This window comes from Cupriavidus sp. (assembly GCF_057315035.1).
Genome location: NZ_DBHKYV010000025.1, coordinates 28,354 through 52,526, shown reverse-complemented (window position 1 = coordinate 52,526; position 24,173 = coordinate 28,354). Strand labels below are relative to the sequence as shown.

The window sequence follows — 24,173 nt, the reverse complement described above, 5'->3', positions numbered from 1 at the left end:
GCGCGCGAGTACACGCCCGGTGCCGAGTGGCCCTGCACGAAAACCAGGTCGCCGCCGCTCTGTTCCGACGGGGCGCGCCAGAAGTGGTTGTAGCCCACGTCATAGAGCGTGGCCGCCGAGGCGAACGACGAGATGTGGCCGCCAACGTTGGTGTGCTTGTTGGCACGCAGCACCATGGCCATGGCGTTCCAGCGCGTGTACGAGCGGATGCGGTGCTCGACGTCCTGGTCGCCGGGAATGCGCGCCTGCTGCTCCACCGGGATGGTGTTGATGTACGGCGTTTCGGCGTGGAACGGCTGCGTAACGCCATTCACGCGTGCGTATTCGATCTGCTTGTCGATCAGGAAGGCTGCGCGATCGGCACCTTCCGCATTCAGGACGCCCTGCAGGGCATCCAGCCATTCGTGCGTTTCCTGGGGATCTGCGTCGTTGGCGCTGCTGGCGCCGAGGATCTGCTCTGGTACAGCGGACATGACTGCCTCCTGGGTAAATTCCTGCCCCGGCGCCGCCTTGGTGTGGCGGATATCGGTCGGCCGGTGTGACGGTTTTGACGTCGCGGCGAAGCCCCTCGCCTTTCCCTGGCATCGGTTCACTGGCCAGGGCCCGGGATCCTTATTTCGGGTCGTATCGCCCGGATCCTCGGTCGGCAAACGCATGGCGCTCGCCCGCATTGTTCGGTCGAAGCGATTCTATGGAAGCACAGCAGCGGCTGACAAGCGAAATTTTCAGATTACGAAGTCCTTTTTTATAATGTGAAATTATGCGGCAGTGCACCAGAACCGCCGGCACGGCACTGTGGCGGACTTCCCCACCAAGCCCGATCCCGCTGTGGCGAGTAGGCGGTTTCCCCAAGCGACGCACCGCAATAAAGCCGATACACTGGCTGGTCAGCCGTCAATCCCCTATGCAGTTTTTCAAACGAATCCTCTCCGGCCTGCGCACGGCCATCCTGCCACCGAACTCCGCCAGCACGGTCAGCGACGCTTCTCATGGCGTGTCGACCGGTGTCGCGCGTGCGGAACATGGCGACCCGCATCTTGACCACCCCGAACATAGCGTCCATGGCGAGCATCAGGACGCCAGGGAACAGCTGGCGCCGGCGCCTCGCCGGCTCTGGATCATGCGCTGGCGCAACCTGGTCGCCACCAGCTGGTTCATGTTCATCCCGCTGGTGGCCATCGTGCTGTTCACGGTGGCGATGGGCGTCATCCTCTGGTCGCTGCATGAAACCGAACGCCAGCAGCAGCGCGATGCGCTGTATCGCGACGCCGCATGGGCGCAGCAACGCGTACGGCTGTCACTGCTGAGCAACCAGGACCAGTTGGCGTCGCTGGCGCGCGATATCGCCGCCGCGCAGCTCGACCAGGGCGCCTACCGTACGGCCGCCCAGGAAATCCTGCGCGAGAACCCCGAGATCGTCTTTATCAACTGGCTCGACGCCACCAAGCGCGGTCGCTGGTCGCTGCCGTCCACATCCGAGTTCGCGGCGCGCCTGCGCGAGACGGTGGACCAGCCGCTTGAACCGGAAGTGCTCGACACGTTCGACGCCGCGCGTGAAACCCAGCGCGTGGTCTACTCGCGTCCGCTGATGAACGATCGCGGCGACAGCTTCATGCTGATGGAAGTACCGATCGTGCGCGACAACGAGTTCCTCGGTACGCTCGGCGCGCTGTATTCGATCAACGGCATCCTGACCCACCTGCTGCCGCCGGAACTGACTGAGCGCTACCGCTTTTCGCTGATCGACAAGAACAACCAGACGCGTGCCAGCACATCGGTGCGTCCGGTGCCCGGCAATGCGCTGTCCTACGAGGTACTGCTCGACCCGCCAGGCCATTCGCTGTCGCTACGCGCCGATGCGTACCCGCCGCCGTCGAACCTGCCCAACAACATGCTGCTGTGGCTGGTGGTGGGGCTGTCGTGCTTCCTGCTGTGGAGCCTGTGGAGCATGTGGCGGCATACCAGCCGCCGCTCCGAGGCGCAGCGCGCGCTGCTGGCCGAGACATCGTTCCGCCGCGCGATGGAAAACTCGATGCTGATCGGCCTGCGCGCGCTCGACCTCAATGGCCGCATCACCTACGTGAATCCGGCGTTCTGCCGCATGACAGGCTGGTCCGAGACCGAACTGGTTGGCCGCGTGCCGCCCTTCCCCTACTGGCCGCCCAATGACCAGCAGGAGATGCAGAAGCAGATCGACCTGACGCTGCAGGGCAAATCGCCGGCCACGGGCTATGAAATGCGCGTGATGCGCCGCGACGGCAGCAGCTTCTTCGCCCGCATGTATGTGTCGCCGCTGGTCGACAGCCGGGGCCGCCATACGGGCTGGATGAGTTCGATGACTGACATCACCGAACCCAAGCGGGCTCGCGAGGAACTGGCCGCCGCGCACGACCGCTTCACCACCGTGCTCGAAAGCCTCGATGCCGCGGTGTCGGTGCTGGCCACCGACAAGGCCGAACTGCTGTTTGCCAATCGCTACTACCGCCAGCTGTTTGGCTGGGAGGCCGAGGGCCACCTGAAGCTGGCCGGCGACGATTTCGACAAGGAGCAGATGTCGAGCGACAACACCGACTTTGTCGATGCCTACGCCGGCCTGCCCGCCTCCGAACTGATGCCGTACGCATCCGACGCGCGCGAAGTGTTCGTACCCGACATGCAGAAGTGGTTCGAGGTGCGTCGCCGGTACATCCAGTGGGTGGACGGCCACCTGGCGCAGATGCAGATCGCCACCGACGTCACCGTACGCAAGGCCGCCGAGGAAATGGCCCGACAGCACGAGGAGCGCCTGCAGTTCACGAGCCGCCTGACCACCATGGGTGAAATGGCCTCGTCGCTGGCACACGAGTTGAACCAGCCGCTGGCCGCCATCAATAACTACTGCATGGGTGCCGTGGCGCGCCTGCATTCGGGCCGCAGCACGCCCGAAGACCTGATCCCGGTACTGGAAAAGACCTCGGCGCAGGCCGTGCGCGCGGGCACGATCATCAGCCGCATCCGCGGCTTCGTGAAGCGCAGCCAGCCGCAACGGCGCGAGGCCGCGCTCCATGACATCGTGGCCGACTCCGTGGGCCTGGCCGATCTGGAAGCCACGCGCCGCCGCGTGACCATCCTGACCCGCCTGCCGGCTCCGCCGCTGATGCTGTACGTGGATCCGGTGCTGATCGAACAGGTGCTGTTGAACCTGCTCAAGAATGCCGTGGAGGCCATGGCCGGCCTGCCGGCCATGCGCGCCGCGGGCGTGGTGCGCCTGCATGCGCGCATCGAGAACGTCGAGTTCGGCCAATGCTGCTGTATCGACGTGATCGACCAGGGCCCCGGCGTGGACGAGGCCACCAAGGAACGGCTGTTTGAACCGTTCTTCAGCACCAAATCGGACGGCATGGGCATGGGCCTGAATATCTGCCGTTCGATCATTGAATCCCACCAGGGCCGGCTCTGGGTGGAAAACAATGTGGACGGCATCGGTTGTACGTTTAAAATCACCCTGCCGTTGCAGCCTGCGCTACCCGAACAGTAACGGGAACCCCCCTGGCATGCCGGACGACCCTCTGCCGCGGGGCATCGGGAGGCCGTCCGGGCCATTGACCCAGGGGGTGTTGCGCACCGCCGCATACAGTTACACTTCGTTGCAAACGACTTTGCCCCAGGAGACTTCATGACCGCAACGCCCAGCCCAACGCCGCATCGTGGCGAGACCGTCTTTATCGTCGACGACGATGAAGCGATGCGCGACTCGCTGACCTGGCTGCTAGAGGGCAATGGCTATCAGGTGCGCAGCTTCAACAGCGCCGAGCAGTTCCTCTCCGCCTACGACGCCGGCCAGGTGTCCTGCCTGATCCTCGACGTGCGCATGCCTGGCATGAGCGGTCCGGAACTGCAGGAACGCATGATTGCCGAGAATATCGATATCCCGATCGTCTTTATCACGGGCCACGGCGATGTACCGATGGCGGTATCGACGATGAAGCGCGGAGCGATCGATTTCATCGAGAAACCTTTCGACGAATCGGAACTGCGCGCGCTGGTGGAACGGATGCTGACCAAGGCCCGCTCCGACCATTCCACTGCCCGCGAACAGCGCGCCGCCAAGGATCTGCTGGGCAAGCTGACCACGCGCGAGCAGCAGGTACTGGAGCGCATCGTGGCCGGCCGCCTGAACAAGCAGATTGCCGACGACCTGGGCATTTCGATCAAGACGGTGGAGGCGCACCGCGCCAACATCATGGAAAAGCTCAATGTGAATACAGTCGCTGACCTGCTCAGGCTGGCGCTGTCGCGCAACAGCTGATTCACTGAACTCAGGCGCCGCCCAGCGCCTGATAAACCCCCATCCGCCATCCGCCATCCGCCATCCAGATACGCAGCCGGCTCGCCCGGTTGCCAGCGACAGCGGCCCGTGCCACGCGCAGTGCCTGCTTGTCGTCCAGCCGGAACCCGCTCACCGGCTCAGGTATTCAATTTCCGAGAATGTCACGACCCACTGCGGTCGATATACGACCAGGATCGCCACCAGCATGCCGGTCAGGAACGCTTCGCCGAAGGCAATGATGACCACGCCGGTCATCTGGTCGCCGGCGCTGAGGCCAGCACCGGAAGGCTGACCCGCCTGCAGCAGCCAGGCCAGCCGCATGCCGCCACAGACGATGGTGGCAAGTAGCGCGGCAAAATAGCCGTGGCCCAGAATGAAAACGAACAGATGGCGCGGCAGCCAGCGCCGCAGGCAGGCCTGCAGGCCCGCCGTCACCAGCGCCGGCACGGCCGCCATCCAGACAAAGCGTGGCGCCAGCGATATCCAGTCGATGTTCTGCCAGACCTGCCCGGACAGATAGGCCAGCCCCAGCAGCGACACCAGGTCGGCAATGGCCAGCGACACCACGGCCAGCGGCAGGCCAAACATCGTCACGGCCAACGTCGCGCCCATCAACTGTATGACCACGCCGCCAGCGATCGTGGCATGGGCAGACCACAACAGCGTCAGGAAAAACAGCATGCCAAGCCACGCATGCTGGAGCGACTCGCGCCTCAGCAGTTGCCAGGGCCGCTGGGCAACGGCCCATGCCAGCACCGCGACAGCCAGCGTGGGCAACGGCCAGGTGTCCAGCAAGCCCCGAATTGAAGATTCGTCAACGTCCATTGCTGCATGCTAGCAGTCGGCCAACACCACCGCGCTTCAGTGCGGCGAATGAGGCACGCCCAAGCCGCTTGCGAAGGTCCGCAAGCCTTTATAATCGCGGTTTCGCATCCGGCACCGCTGTCCACGCACGGCGCCTGAGCCCCATCCCCAAGCTTCTCCAGTCACGAACTCCCATGTCCGCCCAACTCATCGACGGTAACGCCCTCGCCAAACAGATCCGCGCCGAAGCTGCCCAGCGCGCCGCCCGCCTGACCGCCGCCGGCCACCAGCCGGGGCTGGCCGTGGTGCTGGTCGGCGAAGACCAGGCCAGCCAGGTCTATGTGCGCAACAAGGTCAAGGCCTGCGAGGACAATGGCTTTCATTCGTCGCTGGACCGCTATCCGGCCGACCTTTCCGAAGCCGACCTGCTGGCCCGCATCGACGCGCTGAACCGCGATCCCAAGATCCACGGCATCCTGGTGCAACTGCCGCTGCCCAAGCACATCGACAGCCACAAGGTCCTGGAGGCGATTGCGCCTGAAAAGGACGTGGATGGCTTCCACGTGGCCAATGCCGGCGCGCTGATGACCGGTGCCCCGCTGTTCCGCCCCTGCACGCCGTACGGTTGCATGAAGATGCTCGAATCGATCCAGTACCCGCTGCGCGGCGCACGTGCCGTGGTGCTGGGCGCCTCGAACATCGTCGGCAAGCCAATGGCAATGCTGCTGCTGCAGGCCGGCGCCACGGTGACGATCTGCAACAGCAAGACGCGCGACCTGGCCGCGCATACCCGCGAGGCCGACGTGATCGTGGCCGCGGTGGGCCGCCGCAACATCCTCACCGCCGAGATGGTCAAGCCGGGCGCGGTCGTGATCGACGTGGGCATGAACCGCAACGATGAAGGCAAGCTGTGCGGCGACGTGGACTTTGCCGGCGTGCGCGAGGTGGCCGGCCATATCACCCCGGTACCGGGCGGTGTCGGGCCGATGACGATCACGATGCTGCTGATCAACACGCTGGAAGCCGCCGAGCGCGTAGCCGGCCTGGCCTGATGAAGGTCCCAATGGCGCTTCAATCGCGCCAATAGCAAAGTCGTACTGGATATTTGGCCGCAAAGGCCTCATCTTGCACAGGTAATCGTGCCGCACCGGTCCAGGTCGCGGCACGCCAACCGGGAATTGCCATGACTGATACCACCGACCGCGCCAACAACCCGCTGCTCGATTTTTCCGATCTGCCGCGTTTTGCCGAGATCCGGCCCGAACACATCGGCACCGCGCTTGACGTGCTGCTGGCCGATGCCCAGGCCGCCGTGGCACGCGCCGAGGATCCCGCCACACCAGCCACCTGGACCAGCGCCGTGGAAGCGCTCGAGACCGCCACCGAACCGCTGGGCCGTGCCTGGGGCGTGGTGGGTCACCTGAGCGCCGTGGCCGATACGCCAGAACTGCGCAAGGCACATGCCGACAACCTGCCCCGCATGACCGAGTTCTGGTCGTCGCTGGGCCAGAGCCTGGCGCTGTACGACAAGTACAAGGCCGTGGCGGCCGGCCCCGAGTTTGCCGCCCTCTCGCCTGCCCGCAAGCAACTGCTCGAGAATGAACTGCGTGGCTTCCGCCTCGGCGGCGCCGAACTGCCGGAAGACAGCAAGCCGCGTTTCGCCGAGATCCAGGAGCAGCAGGCCCAGCTTTCAAAGGCTTTCTCCGATCACGTGCTCGATGCCACCAATGGCTACGCGCTCTACGTGGAGGATGAATCGCGTCTGTCCGGCATCCCGGCCGACGCAAAGGAAGCCGCCGCGCTGGCGGCCGAGAAGGACGGCAAGACCGGCTGGAAGTTCACGCTGCACTTCCCGTCGTACTTCCCGGTGCTGCAGTATGCCGACGACCGAGGCCTGCGCCAGACCATGTACGAGGCCAGCGTCACGCGTGCCTCGGAACTTGGCGCGCAGTACAACCAGGGCCAGGCGGACTGGGACAATACGTCGAACATGCGCGAGCAGCTGACGCTGCGCCGTGAAGAGGCACAGATGCTTGGCTACGCCAACTACGGCGAAGTCTCGCTGGTGCCGAAGATGGCCGAGTCGCCCGCCGACGTGCTGAAGTTCCTCGACGAACTCGCGGTCAAGGCCCGTCCCTACGCCGAAGCCGACTGGAAGGAACTGCGCGAATTCGCAGCGGCCGAACTGGGCCTCGACAAGATCGAGCCGTGGGATGTTGCCTACGCTTCGGAAAAGCTGCGCCAGAAGCGCTATGCGTTCTCCGATGACGAGGTCAAGCAGTACTTCCAGGAGCCCAAGGTACTGGAAGGCCTGTTCGGCGTGGTCGAGAGGCTGTTCTCGGTGAATATCCAGCCCGATAACACGCAGACCTGGCACAAGGACGTGCGCTTTTTCCGCGTGGTGTCGCCGCAAGGTGCGCTGCTGGCGCAGTTCTACATCGACCTCTATGCGCGCGAAGGCAAGCGCGGCGGCGCCTGGATGGACGACGCGCGCGGCCGCAAGGAGCGCGGTAACGGCACCGTGCAGACCCCGGTGGCCTACCTGACCTGCAACTTCACCGCGCCCGTCGGCGGCAAGCCCGCCCTGTTCACGCACGACGAAGTCATCACGCTGTTCCACGAGTTCGGCCATGGCTTGCACCATATGCTTACGCAGGTGGGCGACCTCGGCGTATCGGGCATCAACGGCGTGGAATGGGATGCCGTGGAACTGCCATCGCAGTTCATGGAGAACTTCTGCTGGGAATACGAGGTGCTGTCGACGATGACGGCCCACGTGGAAACCGGTGCACCGCTGCCGCGCGTGCTGTTCGACCGCATGCTGGCGGCGAAGAATTTCCAGAACGGCATGATGACCCTGCGCCAGATCGTGTTTTCGTCGTTCGACATGCACCTGCATACCGACTACGACCCGCAAGGTCCGGTATCCGTGCTCACGCTCTCGCGCCAGATCAACGATGCGAAGCACGTGGTGCCGCAATCGCCGCTGTCGCGCTGGCCGAATACGTTCAGCCATATCTTTGCGGGCGGCTACGCCGCGGGCTACTACAGCTACAAGTGGGCCGAGGTGCTGTCCGCCGATGTCTATGCCGCGTTCGAGGAAGCCGGACAGTTGTCTGGCAGCGTGCTCGACAGTGAAGTAGGCGAGCGGTACCGCCGCGAGATCCTGTCGGTAGGCGGCAGCCGGCCGGCCATGGAATCGTTCGTGGCGTTCCGTGGGCGTGCGCCGCAGATCGAAGCGCTGCTGCGGCACGGCGGCATGGCGGAAGCTGCGGTCGCGGCCTGATCGCACGCTCGCTGACCAGGCGCCCGGACCATGGACACGCAGATTCCGATCCGTACGGAATGTCCACCGGGTGCCTGCGACTGCAAGCGGGAAGTGCTGTTCGACAACCCGGCTGCCGACCGCCGCATCCTGATGCTGACCCAGCATGAGGAAAAGCGGCTGGTCGCCCGGCTGGAAGCGGTGCAGACGCTGGACGAACTGCGCCGGATGCAGGAAAAGCTGCGCGCCCAGCTCGGCATCGTGGTCACGATCACACCGAGCGACAACGAGGTCCGCACGGTACAAGGCTTCCATATCGAGCTCGCGGACCAACCGGGGCTGTGCCGCAAGACGCGCGCCGCCATCCCGGCCGCGATCCGGCGTTGCATGAAGACTCATGAGCAGATTGCGTTCGACATGCTGAATGAACGCGACCTGCTCGGTGGCCTGTTTGGCCAGTAACCCACACAAGAATAATTGCCGATGAGAATCGCGAGCTGGAACGTCAACTCCCTCAAGGTGCGCCTGCCCCAGGTGCTGCAATGGATGGCCGCGCAGGAAGCAGCCGGTACGCCAGTCGACGCGCTGTGCCTGCAGGAATTGAAACTGCCCGATGACAAGTACCCGCTGGCGGAGCTCGAAGCAGCTGGCTTCCATAGCATCTTTACGGGTCAGAAGACCTACAACGGCGTGGCAATCGTTGCGCGCGACGGCACCATGCCGGCGCCCACCGATGTGGTACGCAATATTCCCGGCTACGAAGATGCGCAGCAGCGGGTGATTGCCGGTACCTATGGCGATGTGCGGCTGATCAGCGCGTACTTCCCGAACGGCCAGGCGCTGGATTCCGACAAGTTCGTCTACAAGCTCGACTGGCTCAAGGCCATGACCGACTGGCTGCGCGCCGAAATGGTCAAGTACCCGAAGCTGGCGCTGCTCGGCGATTTCAATATCGCGCCTGAAGACCGCGATGTGCATGATCCCGCCAAATGGGAAGGCCAGAACCTGGTGTCACCGCCCGAGCGCGATGCGTTCAAGGCACTGGTGGCGATGGGCCTGGTCGACTCGTTCCGCATGTTCGAACAGCCCGAGAAAACCTTCTCATGGTGGGACTATCGCATGATGGGTTTCCGCCGCAACGCTGGCCTGCGCATCGACCATATCCTGCTGTCGCCCGAGCTTGCACAGCGCTGTACCACCTGCCTGATCGACAAGGAACCGCGACGCTGGGAGCAGCCGTCCGACCATACGCCGGTGGTGGCCGCACTGAATCTCGCCTGAACCGATGAGCTCCGCCGCCCGCATCCACACTCCCGCCCTGCAACGCTGGTTTCCGTGGCTGCGGCGCGTCACGCCGCTGACGTTGCGTGCGGACCTCGTCGCCGGGTTGCTTGGCGCAGTCCTGGTATTGCCGCAGGGTGTGGCGTTTGCCACGCTGGCGGGCCTGCCTCCGCAATACGGGATCTACACCGCGGTGATCCCGTGCATCGTGGCCGCGCTGTTCGGATCGAGCTGGCACGTGATGTCGGGCCCTACCAACGCCAACTCTCTCGCGCTGTTTGCGATGCTGAGTCCGGTTGCATTTGCTGGCAGCCCTGCCTATATCGCGCTGGCGCTGGCCGTGACCATGCTGGTGGGCATCCTGCAACTGGCGGTGGGCGTGCTCCGGCTTGGCTCGTTGGCCAATTTCATCTCGCCATCGGTACTGCTGGGATTTACGTGTGGTGCGGCAACGCTGATCGCGTTGTACGCGCTCAAGGACCTGTTCGGCCTGGCAGTGCCTACGGGCACCAGCGCGTTCGGGGTGGTGCGCTTCCTGTTCGATAACTTCGACACCATCAACCACGGTGCGCTGATCGTGGGTGGCGTCACGCTGGTGGTAACGCTGGCCATCAAGCGCGTTGCACGCCGGATGCCGTTCATGCTGCTCGGCCTGCTGGCCGGATTCAGCGTGTCGCTCTGGCTGAACCATAGCGGCTGGGGCGGCGCGCAGCATGTGAACGTGGTGGGACCGATTCCTTCGGCGCTCCCGCCCTTCCATCTTCCCGACATCAACTGGCGCACGATACCCGACCTGCTCGGGATTGCCGCCGCGCTGACGATCGTGGCGCTTGGCCAGTCGATCTCGATTGCCAAGGCCGTGGCGCTGCGCTCGGGCCAGCATGTCGATGCCAACCGCGAGTTTATTGGCCAGGGGTTGTCGAATATCGCGGGCGGTCTGTTCTCGGGCTACATCTCGTGCGGCTCGTTGAACCGCTCGATGCCGAATTTCGAAGCCGGTGCAAAGACACCGCTGGCCAGCGTGTTCTCGGCGTTGCTGCTGGTGGCACTGGTGGCCGTCAGTGCCCCGCTACTGGCGCAGATTCCGCTTGCCGCGATCGCCGCAATGCTGATGCTGGTGGCCTGGGGCCTGTTCGATTTCCGGCGGCTGCGCCGCATTGCGCGGCTGTCGCGCACCGAATTCGCGATTGCAGTCGGTACCTTCGTGGCCACGCTGGCGATCCGGCTGGAAATGGCCGTACTGCTGGGCACGATCCTGTCGCTGGTGGCCTACCTGTACCGCACGTCGCGGCCGGCCGTGCGTAGCCTGGTGCCCGATGCCGATGATCCCGGCCGTCGCTTTACCCCGCTGGACGAACTGCGCCGTCCGCAACCGGAATGCCCGCAACTCAAGCTGCTGCGCATGGAAGGTGCGATCTACTTCGGTGCCGTGCAATACGTGACCGACCGGCTTCACTGGCTGCGCACGGTCGACGCGGAACAGAAGCATCTGCTGGCTATGACCAAGAGCATGAACTTCATCGACCTGGCCGGCGCCGAGATGTGGGAAGCAGAACTCACCGAGCGGCGCGCGGCCGGTGGCGATCTCTACTTTCACCGCCCACGCACGCAGGTGCTCGATACCTGGGAGCAGACCGGGTTCACCAACAAGCTTGGCGCCGACCATATCTTCCCGACCAAGCGGCAGGCGCTGCACACCATCATCGCCACGCTGTCTCCCGAGATTTGCGCGCAATGCCATGCGCGTATTTTCGAGGAATGCTCGCAGCGTCCAGGTGGCCCCGCTTTCGCGTCAGCCGACGACGGCGCCGTGCAGCACACGCCACGACATGACGTGCCAGACAATGCGCCACACACTGCGCCAGTGGACACGGCACATCCTGCCTGAATGGCAAACCCGGCGAGCGGCTATCTAGGCAATCGGTTGAAGTTACTACGAGAATAACTACGAGAAACGGTAGGGATGTAGCGCACCGGTCGGCCTGCTGGACAGCGAGGCCAAAACCGGCGGCGGAGGGTTGCTGCCGTCGGTCGTCGGTCTTAGACCGGCGCCACGTGCGCTCTCTTGACTACGACCGGCTGGGGCACGCCCTGCTCGATCAGTACCACGGCCGCGCGTTCGATCGTGTCACGACCGGCGCGGAACGCCTCTTCCAGCGACAGCACCTGGTCGGCACTGAAGCCTTCCCACAGGGCTTCGCGTGTTACCACGCATGTCACTTGCTCACCGTCGACAAGCGCGTGGAACAGCAAACCCTCGTTGTTGATGTCGTAGCGGTCTTGCTCCTGGAATTTGATTTCCATCATCACAGCCCTCCATATGCAAGTGGAGAAGCATCCTAACATGGCTTTGCGGAAATCGTCTTCGATCCCCTGCATGCCCTGGCAGAATGCGACTCGTCTCAATGCCCCCAGAATGACCGATGGCGGGCGCAACAAGTTCCGTCCGCCACATGCGCTTTGCATGCCGCCGCGCCCGGTGAATTGCAAAGCATCGCATGCGCATGTGTCAGCGTGATGAGCCGATCGAACCGATCACGCACACGCTTGCCGCACGCAGAATCGACCGCCCCCGATCGGACCACCGCGTAACTTTGCAGGGCATTACGAGACTTTTCATTTAGCGTTTGACAAAGCCGAAAATGCTGCTAGAATCTCGGTCTTCGTCGGGGCGTTAGCTCAGTTGGTAGAGCAGCGGACTCTTAATCCGTAGGTCGAGTGTTCGAGTCACTCACGCCCCACCAGACACAAGAAAGGCCGGAAGCAGCAATGCTTCCGGCCTTTTGCGTTTTCGTGCGCATTGAGGTTCGGCTGGGGCCGCTTATGCGGCCCACTCATCAAACCCCAGCCTGTTCCGCGCGCTCGAACAAGGTGCGCGCCAGGCGCCGGTGATCCGACAGCACGCTGGGCAGATCCACGGTCAACAGCCGGCCGTCGCGTACCACCACGCGACCATTGATGATGCTGGTCGACACATTGGACGGCGTGCAGAACACCAGCGCGGCAACCGGATCGTGCCCGCCACCGGCGTAGCCTACCGCCGACATGTCGAAGGACACGATGTCCGCCGACATGCCAGGCAGCAACGCACCAATGTCATCGCGATTCAGCACGCGCGCACCGCCCAGCGTGGCGATCTCCAGCGCCTCGCGCGCACTCATCGCGGCCGGGCCAAATCCCACACGCTGCAACAGCATGGCCTGGCGCGCTTCGCCGAGCATATGCGCGCCGTCGTTCGATGCACTGCCGTCGACACCAAGCCCCACCGGCACACCCGCATCGCGCATGCGGCGGATCGGCGCGATACCGGACGCCAGCCGCATGTTCGAGCACGGACAGTGCGCCACACCCGTACCGGTGCGCGCAAACAGCGCCAAGCCTTCGTCATCGAGCTTTACGCAGTGCGCGTGCCAGACATCGTGGCCGACCCAGCCCAGGTCCTCGGCATACTGGGCCGGCGTCATGCCAAACTTCTCGCGCGAGTAGGCGATATCGTTGTCGTTCTCGGCCAGGTGCGTGTGCAGCGATACGCCATAGTGGCGCGCCATGGTGGCGGACTCGCGCATCAGGTCGCGCGACACCGAGAACGGCGAACACGGCGCCAGCACCACGCGCAGCATCGCATGGCGCGATGCATCGTGATACTGCTCCACCAGCCGCTGGCTGTCGCGCAGGATGGCCGCCTCGGTTTCGACCACCACATCGGGAGGCAGGCCACCCTGGCTACGGCCCACGCTCATCGAACCGCGCGCGGCATGAAAACGCATGCCGATCTGTCTTGCCGCATCGATCGAATCGTCGAGCTTCGCACCATTCGGATACAGGTAGAGATGATCGCTGGTGGTCGTGCAGCCGGACAGCATCAGCTCAGCCATCGCGGTTTGCGTCGAGACGCGGATCATCTCCGGCGTCAGGTGCGACCACAGCATGTACAGGTTTGTCAGCCAGCCAAACAGCTCCGCGTCCTGCGCAGCGGGCACGGCACGCGTCAGGCTCTGGTACATATGGTGGTGCGTATTGACCAGCCCGGGCATCACCACATGACCGCGCATGTCGACAACTTCGGCGCCGCCTTCGTCGCTCATGCGCCGATATTGCTCCGGCAAGTCGGCGGTGGCGCCCACCCATTCAATGACGGGCCCGTTGGCGACCAGCGCGCCATCGGCGATCTCGCGGCGCTGCGCGTCCATGGTGACCAGTACGTCGGCATGCTGGAGGATCAGGGTCATGGCAGGTTGTGTATCCAGGTTGTGAACGAAAGCGAGTCTACGCAAGCTCGGCGCACTGGCCCAAGCGCAGATTTTCGCGCTCGGTGTCCACAAATTGTGGACACCCCTAACGAGACAGCCCGGCGAGCGCGGCGGCCATCGCATCGCTCATCAACCCGGCGGCGGGCGTCAGCGGACTACGGCCACGCGTTACCAGCCGCAACGACTGCCGCTGCAAGTCGCCATCGCGCAGCGGCACGAACACCACCGAACCGCGCATGCGCTCTTCCATCACATCGAGCGGATTGAGCAGTGCAACGCCGGCGCCCGTCGCCACCAGCCGCTGGATCAATACCACCGAGGTAGATTCCACCGCCGGCATCACGTCGAGCGACTGGCGCGCAAACGCTTCATCCACCAGCGCCCGGATCGACAGCGATGGCGCCGGCAAGATCAGCGGATACCCCGCGCACTCGGCCAGTCGCGCCGACGATTGCGACGCCAGCGGATGTCCGGGCGCCACTACGGCACCGATCGACCAGTCGCTGCCCGCCACGGTACGCAGCGCCGCGACCTCCGGCATGTCATAGCCAAGCCCCAGATCCGCATCGCCCTGCTCCACCGCCGCGACGATGCCGCCCACCGGCAGATCAGCCACGCGCACCACGATTCCCGGGTGGCGCTGACGAAAATCGTGCACCAGCGACGGCATCCACGAGCCCGCCAGCCCTGACGTGGTGGCAATCGTTACCACGCCACGCCGCGCTCCCTTGATCTCAGCCACGCGCGCCTGCAGCGCCTCGTGCTCGCGCAGGGTCTGCCGCACATGCGCCAGCACCATTTCGCCCAGCGGCGTCAGGTGCAGGCGCTTGTTGATGCGGTCGAACAGCGGCGCACCCAGATCGGCCTCCAGCTCCAGGATCTGGCGATTGATCGCGGTCGGCGCCACGTGCAGATGTTCCGCCGCCCGCCGGATCGAACCGCGACGGACAACCTCATCGAGATAGCGAAGAACGCGCGCATGCATGGAAAATTGGGCCGACAAGGCTTTCGGTTCAGGACCCGCGCATTGTAAGACGCACCACTCTCGCAAAAAAATTCACGAAGGGGCTTGCGCGATACAAAACTCGTTGCTAGAATCTCTTTCTTCGTTGGGGCGTTAGCTCAGTTGGTAGAGCAGCGGACTCTTAATCCGTAGGTCGAGTGTTCGAGTCACTCACGCCCCACCAGCGAATTCCAGAAAGGCCCGAAGCTCACAAGCTTCGGGCCTTTTGCTTTTCTGCCTCCATCTTTACCCAGTGGTCCGATCTCCACGGGTTCCCCCCAATATCCCGCCGACAAGCTTTCGCGTTGAATGCTCCCCAACGCATATCACGGAACTACGTTCCGTAATGCGGAACTTAGAAGACAAGCGTTAGAAGACACGCATTACCTGGGAGGCATCTCTTGAAAGCTGTTCTGAAAGCGGGCGCTATGGGCGCCCTTGCCGCGTTGGGTCTGATGGCAATCACGGCGCACGCGCAGTCGTACCCGAACAAGCCCATCCGCCTGATCGTGCCGTTTGCCGCAGGCGGCACCACCGATATCGTGGGCCGCGCCGTTTCCGATGCGCTGGGCCGTGAACTGGGCCAGCCGGTGGTGGTCGAGAACCGTGGCGGTGGCGGTGGTGCCATCGGCGCCGATGCCTTGGCCAAGTCCGCACCTGACGGCTATACGCTGGGCATCGCTACCGTCAGCACGATGGCGACCAACCCGGCCACCAATGCCAAAAATCCGTACGATCCGCTGAAGGACTTCGCACCGATCACGAATCTCGTGAACGTGCCGAACGTGCTGACCGTGAACCCGAAGGTGCCGGCCAAGAACCTCAAGGAGTTCGTGGCACTGCTCAAGTCGAATCCGGGCAAGTACAGCTACGCGTCGGCCGGCAAGGGCAGCATCTCGCACCTGGACGGTGAACTGTTCAAGTTCATTACCAAGACCGACATGGTGCATATCCCCTACCGCGGATCGGGCCCGGCACTGAACGACACGCTGGCTGGCCAGGTCAATGCGCAGTTCGACAACCTGCCGTCATCGATGCCCTTTATCCAGAGCGACAAGCTGCGCGCGCTGGCCGTGGCCGCACCGAAACGCGTGGAAGGCCTGCCCAATGTGCCGACCTTTGCCGAGGAAGGCATGAAGGACATGAACAACATGGCCTGGTATGGCCTAGTGGCCCCCGCCGGCACGCCAGCCGCGATCGTCGCCAAGGTGCACGATGCCGCGGTCAAGGCGCTGCAGGATCCGAATGTGAAGAAGCGCCTGCACGATGCCGGCGCCTATCCGGACGGCAACACGCAGCAGCAATATGCGGCCCAGATCAAGCGCGAACTGGAACTGCGCAAGAAGATTGCGACGGACCAGAACATCACGCTGGAATGACATCGGCATGACGTTCCGCTGACGTGGCGGGCCCGCCGCCTGAGTATTGTTACTACAACTTTGGCAAGCGGGCCGCCGCGAACCCCGGTAAAGTATCAGCATCAATATCAATAACGCCATTTTCTGTCGGGCCGGATCATTTCGATCCCGCCCCTACCTGAGAGGATGATGATGCTGAAGAAGACCGTACCGACGCTGATCGTTGCCGCACTGACCGCACTGGGCGCCATGCAACTGGCCCACGCGCAGAAGAACTACACGGACGGCGGCGATCTCTACAGCGGTAGCCATTCGAAGAACAAGGCCAACCCGAACCAGAACCCGGCCAAGGCCGGCAAGTTCGACCCGTACACCGACGGCGCGAAGAAATCGACCAAGTCCGAGCTGGCACCGAACAAGAAGGCGGATCCGTACACCGATGGCGCCAAGGCTGGCAAGCCCGATCCGTACACTGATGGCGCCCGGGCTGGCAAGGCCGACCCGTACACCGACGGCGCCAAGGCTGGCAAGGCCGATCCGTACACTGACGGTGCCAAGAAGCAGTAACAACAGTAACAGCAGCAACCGCAGTAACTTGTAACCCGCGTTTTTCCACCGCTCTCCCGTGCCGGAGGGCGGTGCCCTCCCTTCCCGCCTCCCGCCTGCTCCTCGCCCCCCTCGTCCTGCGTCTCACCCGGCGCATCAGCCAAAAGATTGACTAGGAATTACCCGCGCTGTCACGCAAATGTCTCGACATTACTGGTAGTGTTCGGCCTAGCAATTTTATTGAGAAGCGACCGGCCCGATTCCAGAGGCAGGCGCCCATGCCGCCCGGGCCGGCTAATGCACCGGCCTAAGAAGTGTCCAGGCGGCAACCCTTTTATGGGAGACCTGAGCGAATGCAGCCCAAAGCACTCGAAATACATGAGCCCGTTGTGCTCTCGCTTGTCGATGCGGTTACCGCATGGCAAAGCGCCCTTGACAAGACCCTGAGCGTATCGGGGCTGAACTATCCCAAATGGCTGCTGTTGCGTGCAATCCGCCTTGACGCGTTCATGCGCGGACAGCCCTGCGAAGGCGCCATCTTCCTGGATGTGCCACAGACTGAACGGCTGTTGCGCGAGCTCCATGCCGAAGGCTGGCTGGACTTTCCGGCGGACGGCACGCCACGCATCGCTGGAGCCGCATGCGCGCGCCTCGAACGCGCCGCGCAGGCCGTGCGCGCGCTCCACTCGGTATCAGTCGGTCACCTGAGCTCGGCGGAACGCGGCGCACTGAGCAGCCTGCTGCATCGCATGACCTCCACGCTGGACGATCATGCGGCACGCCATGGCCGGCACGCCGCGTGGGAGCAGGATGAGCGTTCCGTGGTAGTGCCGGAAGTGATCAGTCGCGCGGCGCGGCAGGCCATGCCAGCCTGAGTTCCGGCGCCGGCGCGCCCCATGCTCCCATGACGCCCCGCCTTGCGGGGCGTCGTCGTTTTGTCACCCGGCCCGCGTAAATCTTTCCTACAGTGTGAGCATGCACCGGCACACCACCGAGGAGACGCCATGCCCCCGGAGAACGAAGAAAAGGTTGCGCAACTGCTGGAGGACCTGGTCGCATTGGCGCGCGAGCGCCTGCCCGGCGCCACGTTCGCCATCGTCGAACCCCTGCTGCGTCATTACTACGATCTGGCCGATGCCGAGGACCTGCTCGCGCGCAATGTGGCAGATCTCTACGGCGCCGTGATGGCGCACTGGCAGACCGCCCAGAAATTCGTCCCCGGTACCGCCCGACTGCGCGTGTACAACCCGAACCTCGAGGAACACGGCTGGCATTCGGACCATACGGTGGTGGAGATCGTCAACGACGACATGCCGTTCCTGGTGGACTCCGTGACCATGGAGATCAACCGTCACGGCCTGACACTGCATTCGGCGATTCACCCGGTCTTCCGTATCTGCCGCGATTCGCGCGGCGGCATCGAGAGTATCGGCCTGGGCGGCAGTGAAACCGCCACGGCCGGCTGCCGGCTGGAATCGTTCATCCATTTCGAAGTGGATCGCACGGGCGAGGCTGCGCGCCTTGATGCGCTGCGCGTTGGTATTGGCAGCGCGCTTGGCGACGTGCGGGCCGCCGTCGAAGACTGGCCCCGCATGCGCCAGACGGCCCAGGAGACGGTGGCCAAGATGGCCCAGGCACCCGACGCCGGCACGCCCGATGCCCTGGAAGCGCGCGCGTTCCTGGAATGGATGCTCGACGACCATTTCACGTTCCTGGGCCAGCGCGACTACGAACTGATCGCACGCGACGGCCAGTACTTCCTGCGCGGCGTGGAAGGCTCCGGCGCGGGCCTGCTGCGCGAAGCGCTGCGCGATCCGGGTACCGACGATCTCACGCCGCTGCCGGCCGCCGCACGGAGCATCATTGAAGGTGCCTCGCCGATCTTCGTCACCAAGGCCAATTCGCGCTCCACCGTGCATCGTCCCGGCTATCTCGACTATGTCGGCGTGAAACTGCTCGATGCCAATGGCAAACTGTTCGGCGAGCGCCGGTTCGTGGGGTTGTACACGTCCACAGCGTATATGGTCAGCACCAGCGAAATCCCGCTGGTGCGGCGCAAGTGCGCCAACATCCTGGAACGCGCCGGCTTCCTGACCAAGGGCCATCTCTACAAATCGCTGGTGACGATCCTTGAGCAGTACCCGCGCGACGACCTGCTACAGGCCGACGAGGACGAACTGTTCGACATCGTGCTAGGCATCCTGCGCCTGCAGGAGCATCAGCGCACACGGCTATTCGTGCGGCGCGACCGCTTCGACCGCTTTATCTCGTGCCTGGTCTTCGTGCCGCGCGACAAGTACAACACCGACCTGCGGCAGCGCATCCAGAAGCTGCTGGTGCAATCGTTCAACGGCACCAGTTGCGAGTTCACGCCGCTGCTGTCGGAATCGCCGCTGGCACGCATCCAGCTGACCGTGCGCGGGCAGCCGGGCACCATGCCCGAGGTCGATACGCGCGAACTCGAACAGAAGATCGTGCAGGCCACGCGCCGCTGGCAGGACGACCTGGCCCAGGCGCTGCATGACAGCCGCGGCGAAGAGCATGGCAACCGCCTGCTACGCCGCTATGGCGATTCGTTCCCGGCCGGCTACCGCGAAGACTATGCGGCCCGCACCGCCGTGCGCGATATCGAACTGATGGAACACGCGCGCCAGCACGTCAGCGGACTCGCGATGAACCTGTATCGCCCGATCGAAGCCTCGCCGGGCGCGTTCCGCTTCAAGGTCTATCGTGCCGGCGAACCCATCGCGCTGTCATTGAGCCTGCCGATGCTCGAACACCTTGGCGTGCGCGTGGACGAGGAGCGCCCGTACCTGATCGAGCCCGATGGTTGCGCGCCGGTCTGGATTCACGACTTCGGCCTGGAAATCGCGGCCGATCCCGATGGCAAGCCGCTCGACATCGACATCGAGAAAATCAAGCCGCTGTTCGAGGATGCGTTTGCCCGCGCATGGAATGGCGAGATCGAGAACGACGACTTCAACCGGCTGGTGCTGCGCGCCGGGCTGGCCGCGCGCGACGTGACAATCCTGCGCGCCTACGCCAAGTATCTGCGCCAGGTGGGTTCGACGTTCAGCAATGCCTATATCGAGCGCGCGCTGACGGCCAACCCCAACATTGCATCGATGCTGGTGTCGCTGTTCATTGCGCGTTTCGATCCGGCCACGGCCACGCCTGACAACGACGAGAACACGCGCGCCAGGAAGTGGCTCGCCGATATCGATGCCGCGCTCGACCAGGTACCCAACCTCGACGAGGATCGCATCCTGCGCCTGTTCCTGAACGTGATCAACGCCACGGTGCGCACCAACTACTTCCATCGCGGCGCCGACGGGCAGGCACGTCCGTATGTGTCGTTCAAGTTCAATCCCGCACTGGTGCAGGGCCTGCCCGAGCCTCGCCCGATGTTCGAGATCTGGGTCTATTCTCCGCGCGTGGAAGGCGTGCACCTGCGCGGCGGACGCGTGGCGCGCGGTGGCCTGCGCTGGTCCGACCGGCGCGAGGATTTCCGCACCGAGGTGCTGGGCCTGATGAAGGCGCAGATGGTCAAGAACACGGTGATCGTGCCGGTGGGATCCAAGGGCGGCTTCGTGGTCAAGCGCCCGCCCCCAGCCACCGACCGCGACGCGTTCCTGGCCGAAGGCGTGGCCTGCTACCAGACGTTCCTGCGCGGCCTGCTGGACCTGACCGACAACCTGGTCTCGGGCGAACTGGTGCCACCGCCCGACGTGGTGCGTCATGACGAGAACGACCCCTATCTGGTGGTGGCCGCCGACAAGGGCACGGCCACGTTCTCCGACTATGCCAATGCGATCTCCGCCGAATATGGCTTCTGGCTCGACGATGCGTTTGCCTCGGGTGGGTCGGTCGGCTACGACCACAAGAAGATGGGCATCACGGCGCGCGGCGCCTGGGAAAGCGTCAAGCGCCATTTCCGCGAGATGGGCGTCAATATACAGACCACGCCTTTCTCGGTGGTGGGCGTGGGCGACATGTCTGGCGACGTGTTCGGCAATGGCATGCTCCTGTCGCCCCATATCAGGCTGCTGGCTGCGTTCGACCATCGCCACATCTTCCTGGATCCCGATCCCGATTGCGCCCGGAGCCTGGCGGAGCGACAACGCCTGTTCGACCTGCCGCGCTCGAGTTGGGCCGACTATGACACCGCGCTGATTTCCGCTGGCGGTGGCGTGTATCCGCGCACGGCCAAGACGATCCCGCTGTCGCCGCAGGTGCAGGCGGTGCTTGGCGTGCAGTCCGCAACGCTGGCGCCGGCCGAACTGATGCATGCGATCCTGACCGCGCCGGTGGACCTGCTCTACAACGGCGGCATCGGTACTTACGTCAAGGCCAGCACCGAGACGCACCTGCAGGCCGGCGACCGGTCCAATGACGCGATACGCGTCAATGGCAACGAACTGCGTTGCAAGGTGGTGGGCGAAGGCGGCAACCTCGGTTTCACGCAACTGGGCCGCATCGAGTTCGCACGTAATGGCGGCCGCATGAATACCGACGCCATCGACAACTCGGCCGGGGTCGACTGTTCCGACCATGAAGTCAATATCAAGATCCTGCTCGGGCTGGTGGTGGCTGATGGCGAGATGACCGAGAAGCAGCGCAACAAGCTACTGGCCGAGATGACCGATGAAGTCGGCCTGCTGGTACTGGAGGACAACTACTTCCAGACCCAGGCGCTATCGGTGGCCGGGCGCGAAGCGCCGGCGCTGGTGGATGCCGAGGCGCGGCTGATCCGCTGGCTGGAGCGCGCGGGCCGCCTCAACCGTCCGCTCGAATTCCTGCCCTCGGAGGAAGATATCGCCGAACGCAAGGGACTGGGCCAGGGACTGACATCGCCCGAGCGCGCGGTGCTGCTGGCCTACAGCAAGATGTGGCTCTACGACGAACTGCTGGTGTCCGACGTGCCGGAAGACGCGCTGGTGGCCGCGCTGCTGGTCGACTACTTCCCGAAGCCATTGCAGCACCAACATGCGGCGGCGATGCAACGCCATCCGCTGCGGCGCGAGATCCTGGCCACGCACCTGACCAACATGCTCGTGAACCGCATCGGCGCAACGTTCGTCCATCACCTGATGGAAGAGACCGACGCACGGCCCGCCGATATCGTACGCGCCTGTCTGCTGGCGCGCGATGTGTTCGGGCTGACGGCCTTGTGGGAACGTATCGACGCACTCGACAACCAGGTCGACGACGCAATCCAGGCGCGCATGTTTGGCGCGCTGGCCCGACTGCTCGAACGCGCCACGCTCTGGTTTATCCGCTACCTGCGCGGTGGCGGCATCGTCGAGCCCGGCGCACCGCGTTTTACGGAGGCCGCGCAACGCCTGATGCCGCACTTGGCGGCGCTGCTGCCAGCCGAGGCCTCGCAAGCCATGGCCGAGCGCGCACTTGCGCTGACCGAGGCCGGTGTCGACGAGGACCTGGCCCTACGCGTGGCCGCCAGCGACAGCGCCGCCGCAGCGCTCGACATTGCCGAAGTGGCCGCATCTTCGCAGCGCAACCCGGCCGCGGTGGCGGGCGTCTACTTTGCGCTCGATACCGAGCTGAATTTCGGGTGGCTGCGCGAACGCGCATTGTCACTGCCGGCCGACACGCACTGGGACCTGTTGGCGCGCACTACCACGCTGGAAGACCTCGGCCGGCTCAAACGCGCGCTGACCACCAGCGTGCTCGCGCAATCGCGCGACAGTGACGACCCGCAGGCGCTGATCGACGGCTGGCGCGGCAGCCGTCAGGTGCCGCTGGACCGCTATGCACAGATGCTCACCGACCAGCGCGCGTCCGGTGTTTCCGGCGCGGGGGCGTTGTCGATGCTATCGGTGGCAGTCAGGGAGATCGGCTTGCTGGACCGCGCCTGACGATTGCCGCGCGCGCGGATTGCCGCGTGCGTGGCTGCGCCGCCAACACTTTGAAACGCCTTTGACGACCGTCAGTCGTCGAGGATGACGTCGTCGTCGTCGATATCGCGCAGCGGGGGCGGGTCGTCGCCGTCGGCGGTCAGGTCGTCGTCGGCGCCGTCACCGCACGCGCGGAACTCGATGCCCAGCCGCAGAAACAGATCGAACGCATCGGCCAGCAGGTGTTTCTGGCGCGGCAGCAGGCTCGCGTACGGCATGTCATAAATCGACTGGTGCGTCCCGCGTGCGCCCTTCAGCCCGCGGTCACGTGCGATATCAGACAGCAGCGCCGCAAAGCCCGAAAGATCCTGCGCAGCCAGCGCGGTGTTCAGCACGCGCGCGATGACTTGCGGGGTAGCACCGGCCCAGCCAATGACTTCGGCATTGGAGGCGGAATCGTGGGATATATCGCTAATGTCCATGATTGTCTTAACGGTCCGGGACCCGCCGCCTTGAGGCATCTGGAGCAACTTCACGATCACAAACACGCGTCGCCCCACTTGCGTGGGGGAGGGTCAGGCCCGTTTTCCACCCTGGCGGCGCGCAGGCTTCGGCGAAGGCGTTGGCTCCGCTGGCTGACGAATCTGGCGATATTTCTGCGTACCGTCCGGCGCCGTGCTGGCCTCGAGGTAATTGCGTGCGCCGCAGAGTGGGCAGCGGAAGAGTGGACCTTGCCCCTCGTTCCTGATCTCCACCGCGTCTGGCGCCCATTGCGTATCGCAAGACTGGTTCTGGCAGACAAACATCATGAACTCCGGATAAAGCGAGCCATCGTATCACGCGCACATCACGGATCAGCCATTGTTCTGCACCCAATGCCGCGCCCACGTACTTGCCGCGTTACGCGCCTCGGCCGCAGTGAAGTAGGTGGCCGGCGGCCCGCCCGCTTCCTGCACCACGGCGCCGGCTTCCCAGATATCGCACCAGGCCCGATAGCGCTCCGGACCAAGCGCCTGCCAGAACAGGTGCACCACGAATCCGCGGTATTCGAACATGTCGGAGCCGCCGTCGGTTTCATGTGACACGGCAACCGACGGCCCGGGCACATCTGCGTCGCCGGCGTCGACAATCGCTTGCCGCGCACGCCGACCGCCCATCACGGCGCACAGCGCGGCCGCCACCGCGCCTGTCAGCATTCCCGCCGCAAACCAGCAAGCCCTGCTCTCACGTTGCATCATCATGCAATGCCTCCTTTAACCAGGCGCCTCTCCGATGTCGAGATGCGCCGGAAGATCGGAGGTTCCTGCGATTCAGGTTATACCAATGCGACGTGAGCGCCAGCCCGGGGCGCCCGCAGGTGGCAGGACGGCATGCCGAAAGGGAGACTTTTCCGATTCGGCGCGTCCGATACGCAAATCAGAATCGGGCACGTGCACTGGTCCGGCAAGGCCGCTATACTACTGTACGTTTATACAGTATCGGACGACGCCCGCCGACGCTCA

17 protein-coding genes, 2 tRNA genes and 1 pseudogene are annotated in these 24,173 nt (G+C 64.3%); 13 read left to right on the top strand and 7 right to left on the bottom strand.

What is annotated here, in order from left to right:
- Positions 1 to 473: pseudogene (gene aceE, locus ACO550_RS25300) on the bottom strand (pyruvate dehydrogenase (acetyl-transferring), homodimeric type); the annotation flags it as partial.
- 431 nt (positions 474 to 904) lie between these two features.
- Between aceE and ACO550_RS25295 the strand changes: the two are divergent.
- Together ACO550_RS25295 and ACO550_RS25290 are read left to right on the top strand one after the other, a co-directional pair.
- Complete coding sequence (locus ACO550_RS25295; RefSeq protein ID WP_315596725.1) at positions 905 to 3,517, top strand: PAS domain S-box protein; 2,613 nt, start codon at positions 905 to 907, stop codon at positions 3,515 to 3,517.
- A 138-nt stretch (positions 3,518 to 3,655) separates the two neighbouring features.
- Positions 3,656 to 4,288, top strand: coding sequence for a response regulator transcription factor (locus tag ACO550_RS25290; RefSeq protein ID WP_315596724.1), 633 nt, complete (start codon positions 3,656 to 3,658; stop codon positions 4,286 to 4,288).
- 150 nt (positions 4,289 to 4,438) lie between these two features.
- Here the strand turns inward: ACO550_RS25290 and ACO550_RS25285 are convergent, their stop codons facing one another.
- Positions 4,439 to 5,134, bottom strand: a complete 696-nt coding sequence (locus ACO550_RS25285; protein ID WP_315596722.1) for an energy-coupling factor ABC transporter permease — start codon at positions 5,132 to 5,134, stop codon at positions 4,439 to 4,441.
- Between the two features lie 173 nt (positions 5,135 to 5,307).
- Here ACO550_RS25285 and folD point away from each other — a divergent pair, with 173 nt between their 5' ends.
- The 5 genes from folD (at position 5,308) to ACO550_RS25260 (ending at position 11,547) form a co-directional block, all read left to right on the top strand.
- The gene (gene folD, locus ACO550_RS25280; protein ID WP_315596721.1) at positions 5,308 to 6,165 is read left to right on the top strand and encodes a bifunctional methylenetetrahydrofolate dehydrogenase/methenyltetrahydrofolate cyclohydrolase FolD; all 858 of its coding nucleotides are present in this window, start codon (positions 5,308 to 5,310) and stop codon (positions 6,163 to 6,165) included.
- A gap of 131 nt (positions 6,166 to 6,296) precedes the next feature.
- Positions 6,297 to 8,399: a M3 family metallopeptidase gene (locus ACO550_RS25275; protein ID WP_315596720.1), complete on the top strand. Its 2,103-nt coding sequence runs from the start codon at positions 6,297 to 6,299 to the stop codon at positions 8,397 to 8,399.
- 30 nt (positions 8,400 to 8,429) lie between these two features.
- On the top strand, positions 8,430 to 8,840 hold the full coding sequence (locus tag ACO550_RS25270; protein WP_315596719.1) for a hypothetical protein: 411 nt from the start codon (positions 8,430 to 8,432) through the stop codon (positions 8,838 to 8,840).
- Positions 8,841 to 8,861: 21 nt separating this feature from the next.
- Complete coding sequence (gene xth, locus ACO550_RS25265) at positions 8,862 to 9,659, top strand: exodeoxyribonuclease III (RefSeq protein WP_315596718.1); 798 nt, start codon at positions 8,862 to 8,864, stop codon at positions 9,657 to 9,659.
- 4 nt (positions 9,660 to 9,663) lie between these two features.
- The gene (locus tag ACO550_RS25260) at positions 9,664 to 11,547 is read left to right on the top strand and encodes a SulP family inorganic anion transporter (RefSeq protein ID WP_315596717.1); all 1,884 of its coding nucleotides are present in this window, start codon (positions 9,664 to 9,666) and stop codon (positions 11,545 to 11,547) included.
- Between the two features lie 152 nt (positions 11,548 to 11,699).
- Here ACO550_RS25260 and ACO550_RS25255 read toward each other — a convergent pair whose 3' ends face one another.
- Positions 11,700 to 11,963 (bottom strand): DUF1488 family protein, encoded by a 264-nt coding sequence (locus ACO550_RS25255; RefSeq protein ID WP_066738920.1) that lies wholly within the window; start codon positions 11,961 to 11,963, stop codon positions 11,700 to 11,702.
- Between the two features lie 364 nt (positions 11,964 to 12,327).
- Here ACO550_RS25255 and ACO550_RS25250 point away from each other — a divergent pair.
- Positions 12,328 to 12,403: transfer RNA gene (locus tag ACO550_RS25250), tRNA-Lys, on the top strand.
- Positions 12,404 to 12,496: 93 nt separating this feature from the next.
- On the opposite strand, the gene ACO550_RS25245 is transcribed toward ACO550_RS25250, so the two are convergent.
- Both ACO550_RS25245 and ACO550_RS25240 read right to left on the bottom strand, forming a co-directional pair.
- The gene (locus ACO550_RS25245; protein ID WP_315596716.1) at positions 12,497 to 13,888 is read right to left on the bottom strand and encodes an 8-oxoguanine deaminase; all 1,392 of its coding nucleotides are present in this window, start codon (positions 13,886 to 13,888) and stop codon (positions 12,497 to 12,499) included.
- A gap of 106 nt (positions 13,889 to 13,994) precedes the next feature.
- A complete protein-coding gene (locus ACO550_RS25240; protein WP_315596715.1) occupies positions 13,995 to 14,894 on the bottom strand; it encodes a LysR family transcriptional regulator in 900 nt (299 codons plus the stop codon).
- Between the two features lie 126 nt (positions 14,895 to 15,020).
- On the opposite strand from ACO550_RS25240, the gene ACO550_RS25235 reads away from it, so the two are divergent.
- From ACO550_RS25235 to ACO550_RS25215, 5 genes are all read left to right on the top strand, one after another.
- Positions 15,021 to 15,096: transfer RNA gene (locus tag ACO550_RS25235), tRNA-Lys, on the top strand.
- 217 nt (positions 15,097 to 15,313) lie between these two features.
- Positions 15,314 to 16,291, top strand: coding sequence for a tripartite tricarboxylate transporter substrate-binding protein (locus ACO550_RS25230; protein ID WP_315596714.1), 978 nt, complete (start codon positions 15,314 to 15,316; stop codon positions 16,289 to 16,291).
- A 171-nt stretch (positions 16,292 to 16,462) separates the two neighbouring features.
- On the top strand, positions 16,463 to 16,837 hold the full coding sequence (locus ACO550_RS25225; protein ID WP_315596751.1) for a hypothetical protein: 375 nt from the start codon (positions 16,463 to 16,465) through the stop codon (positions 16,835 to 16,837).
- 332 nt (positions 16,838 to 17,169) lie between these two features.
- Entirely contained in the window at positions 17,170 to 17,691 is a 522-nt protein-coding gene (locus ACO550_RS25220) for a MarR family transcriptional regulator (RefSeq protein ID WP_315596713.1), read from the top strand.
- A gap of 129 nt (positions 17,692 to 17,820) precedes the next feature.
- Complete coding sequence (locus ACO550_RS25215; protein WP_315596712.1) at positions 17,821 to 22,692, top strand: NAD-glutamate dehydrogenase domain-containing protein; 4,872 nt, start codon at positions 17,821 to 17,823, stop codon at positions 22,690 to 22,692.
- A gap of 71 nt (positions 22,693 to 22,763) precedes the next feature.
- Here ACO550_RS25215 and ACO550_RS25210 read toward each other — a convergent pair whose 3' ends face one another.
- Positions 22,764 to 23,153 carry a hypothetical protein gene (locus ACO550_RS25210; RefSeq protein ID WP_315596711.1) on the bottom strand — a complete coding sequence of 130 codons (390 nt, stop codon included), beginning with the start codon at positions 23,151 to 23,153 and terminating at the stop codon, positions 22,764 to 22,766.
- A 372-nt stretch (positions 23,154 to 23,525) separates the two neighbouring features.
- Positions 23,526 to 23,912 (bottom strand): hypothetical protein, encoded by a 387-nt coding sequence (locus tag ACO550_RS25205; RefSeq protein ID WP_315596710.1) that lies wholly within the window; start codon positions 23,910 to 23,912, stop codon positions 23,526 to 23,528.
- Positions 23,913 to 24,173: the final 261 nt, after the last annotated feature.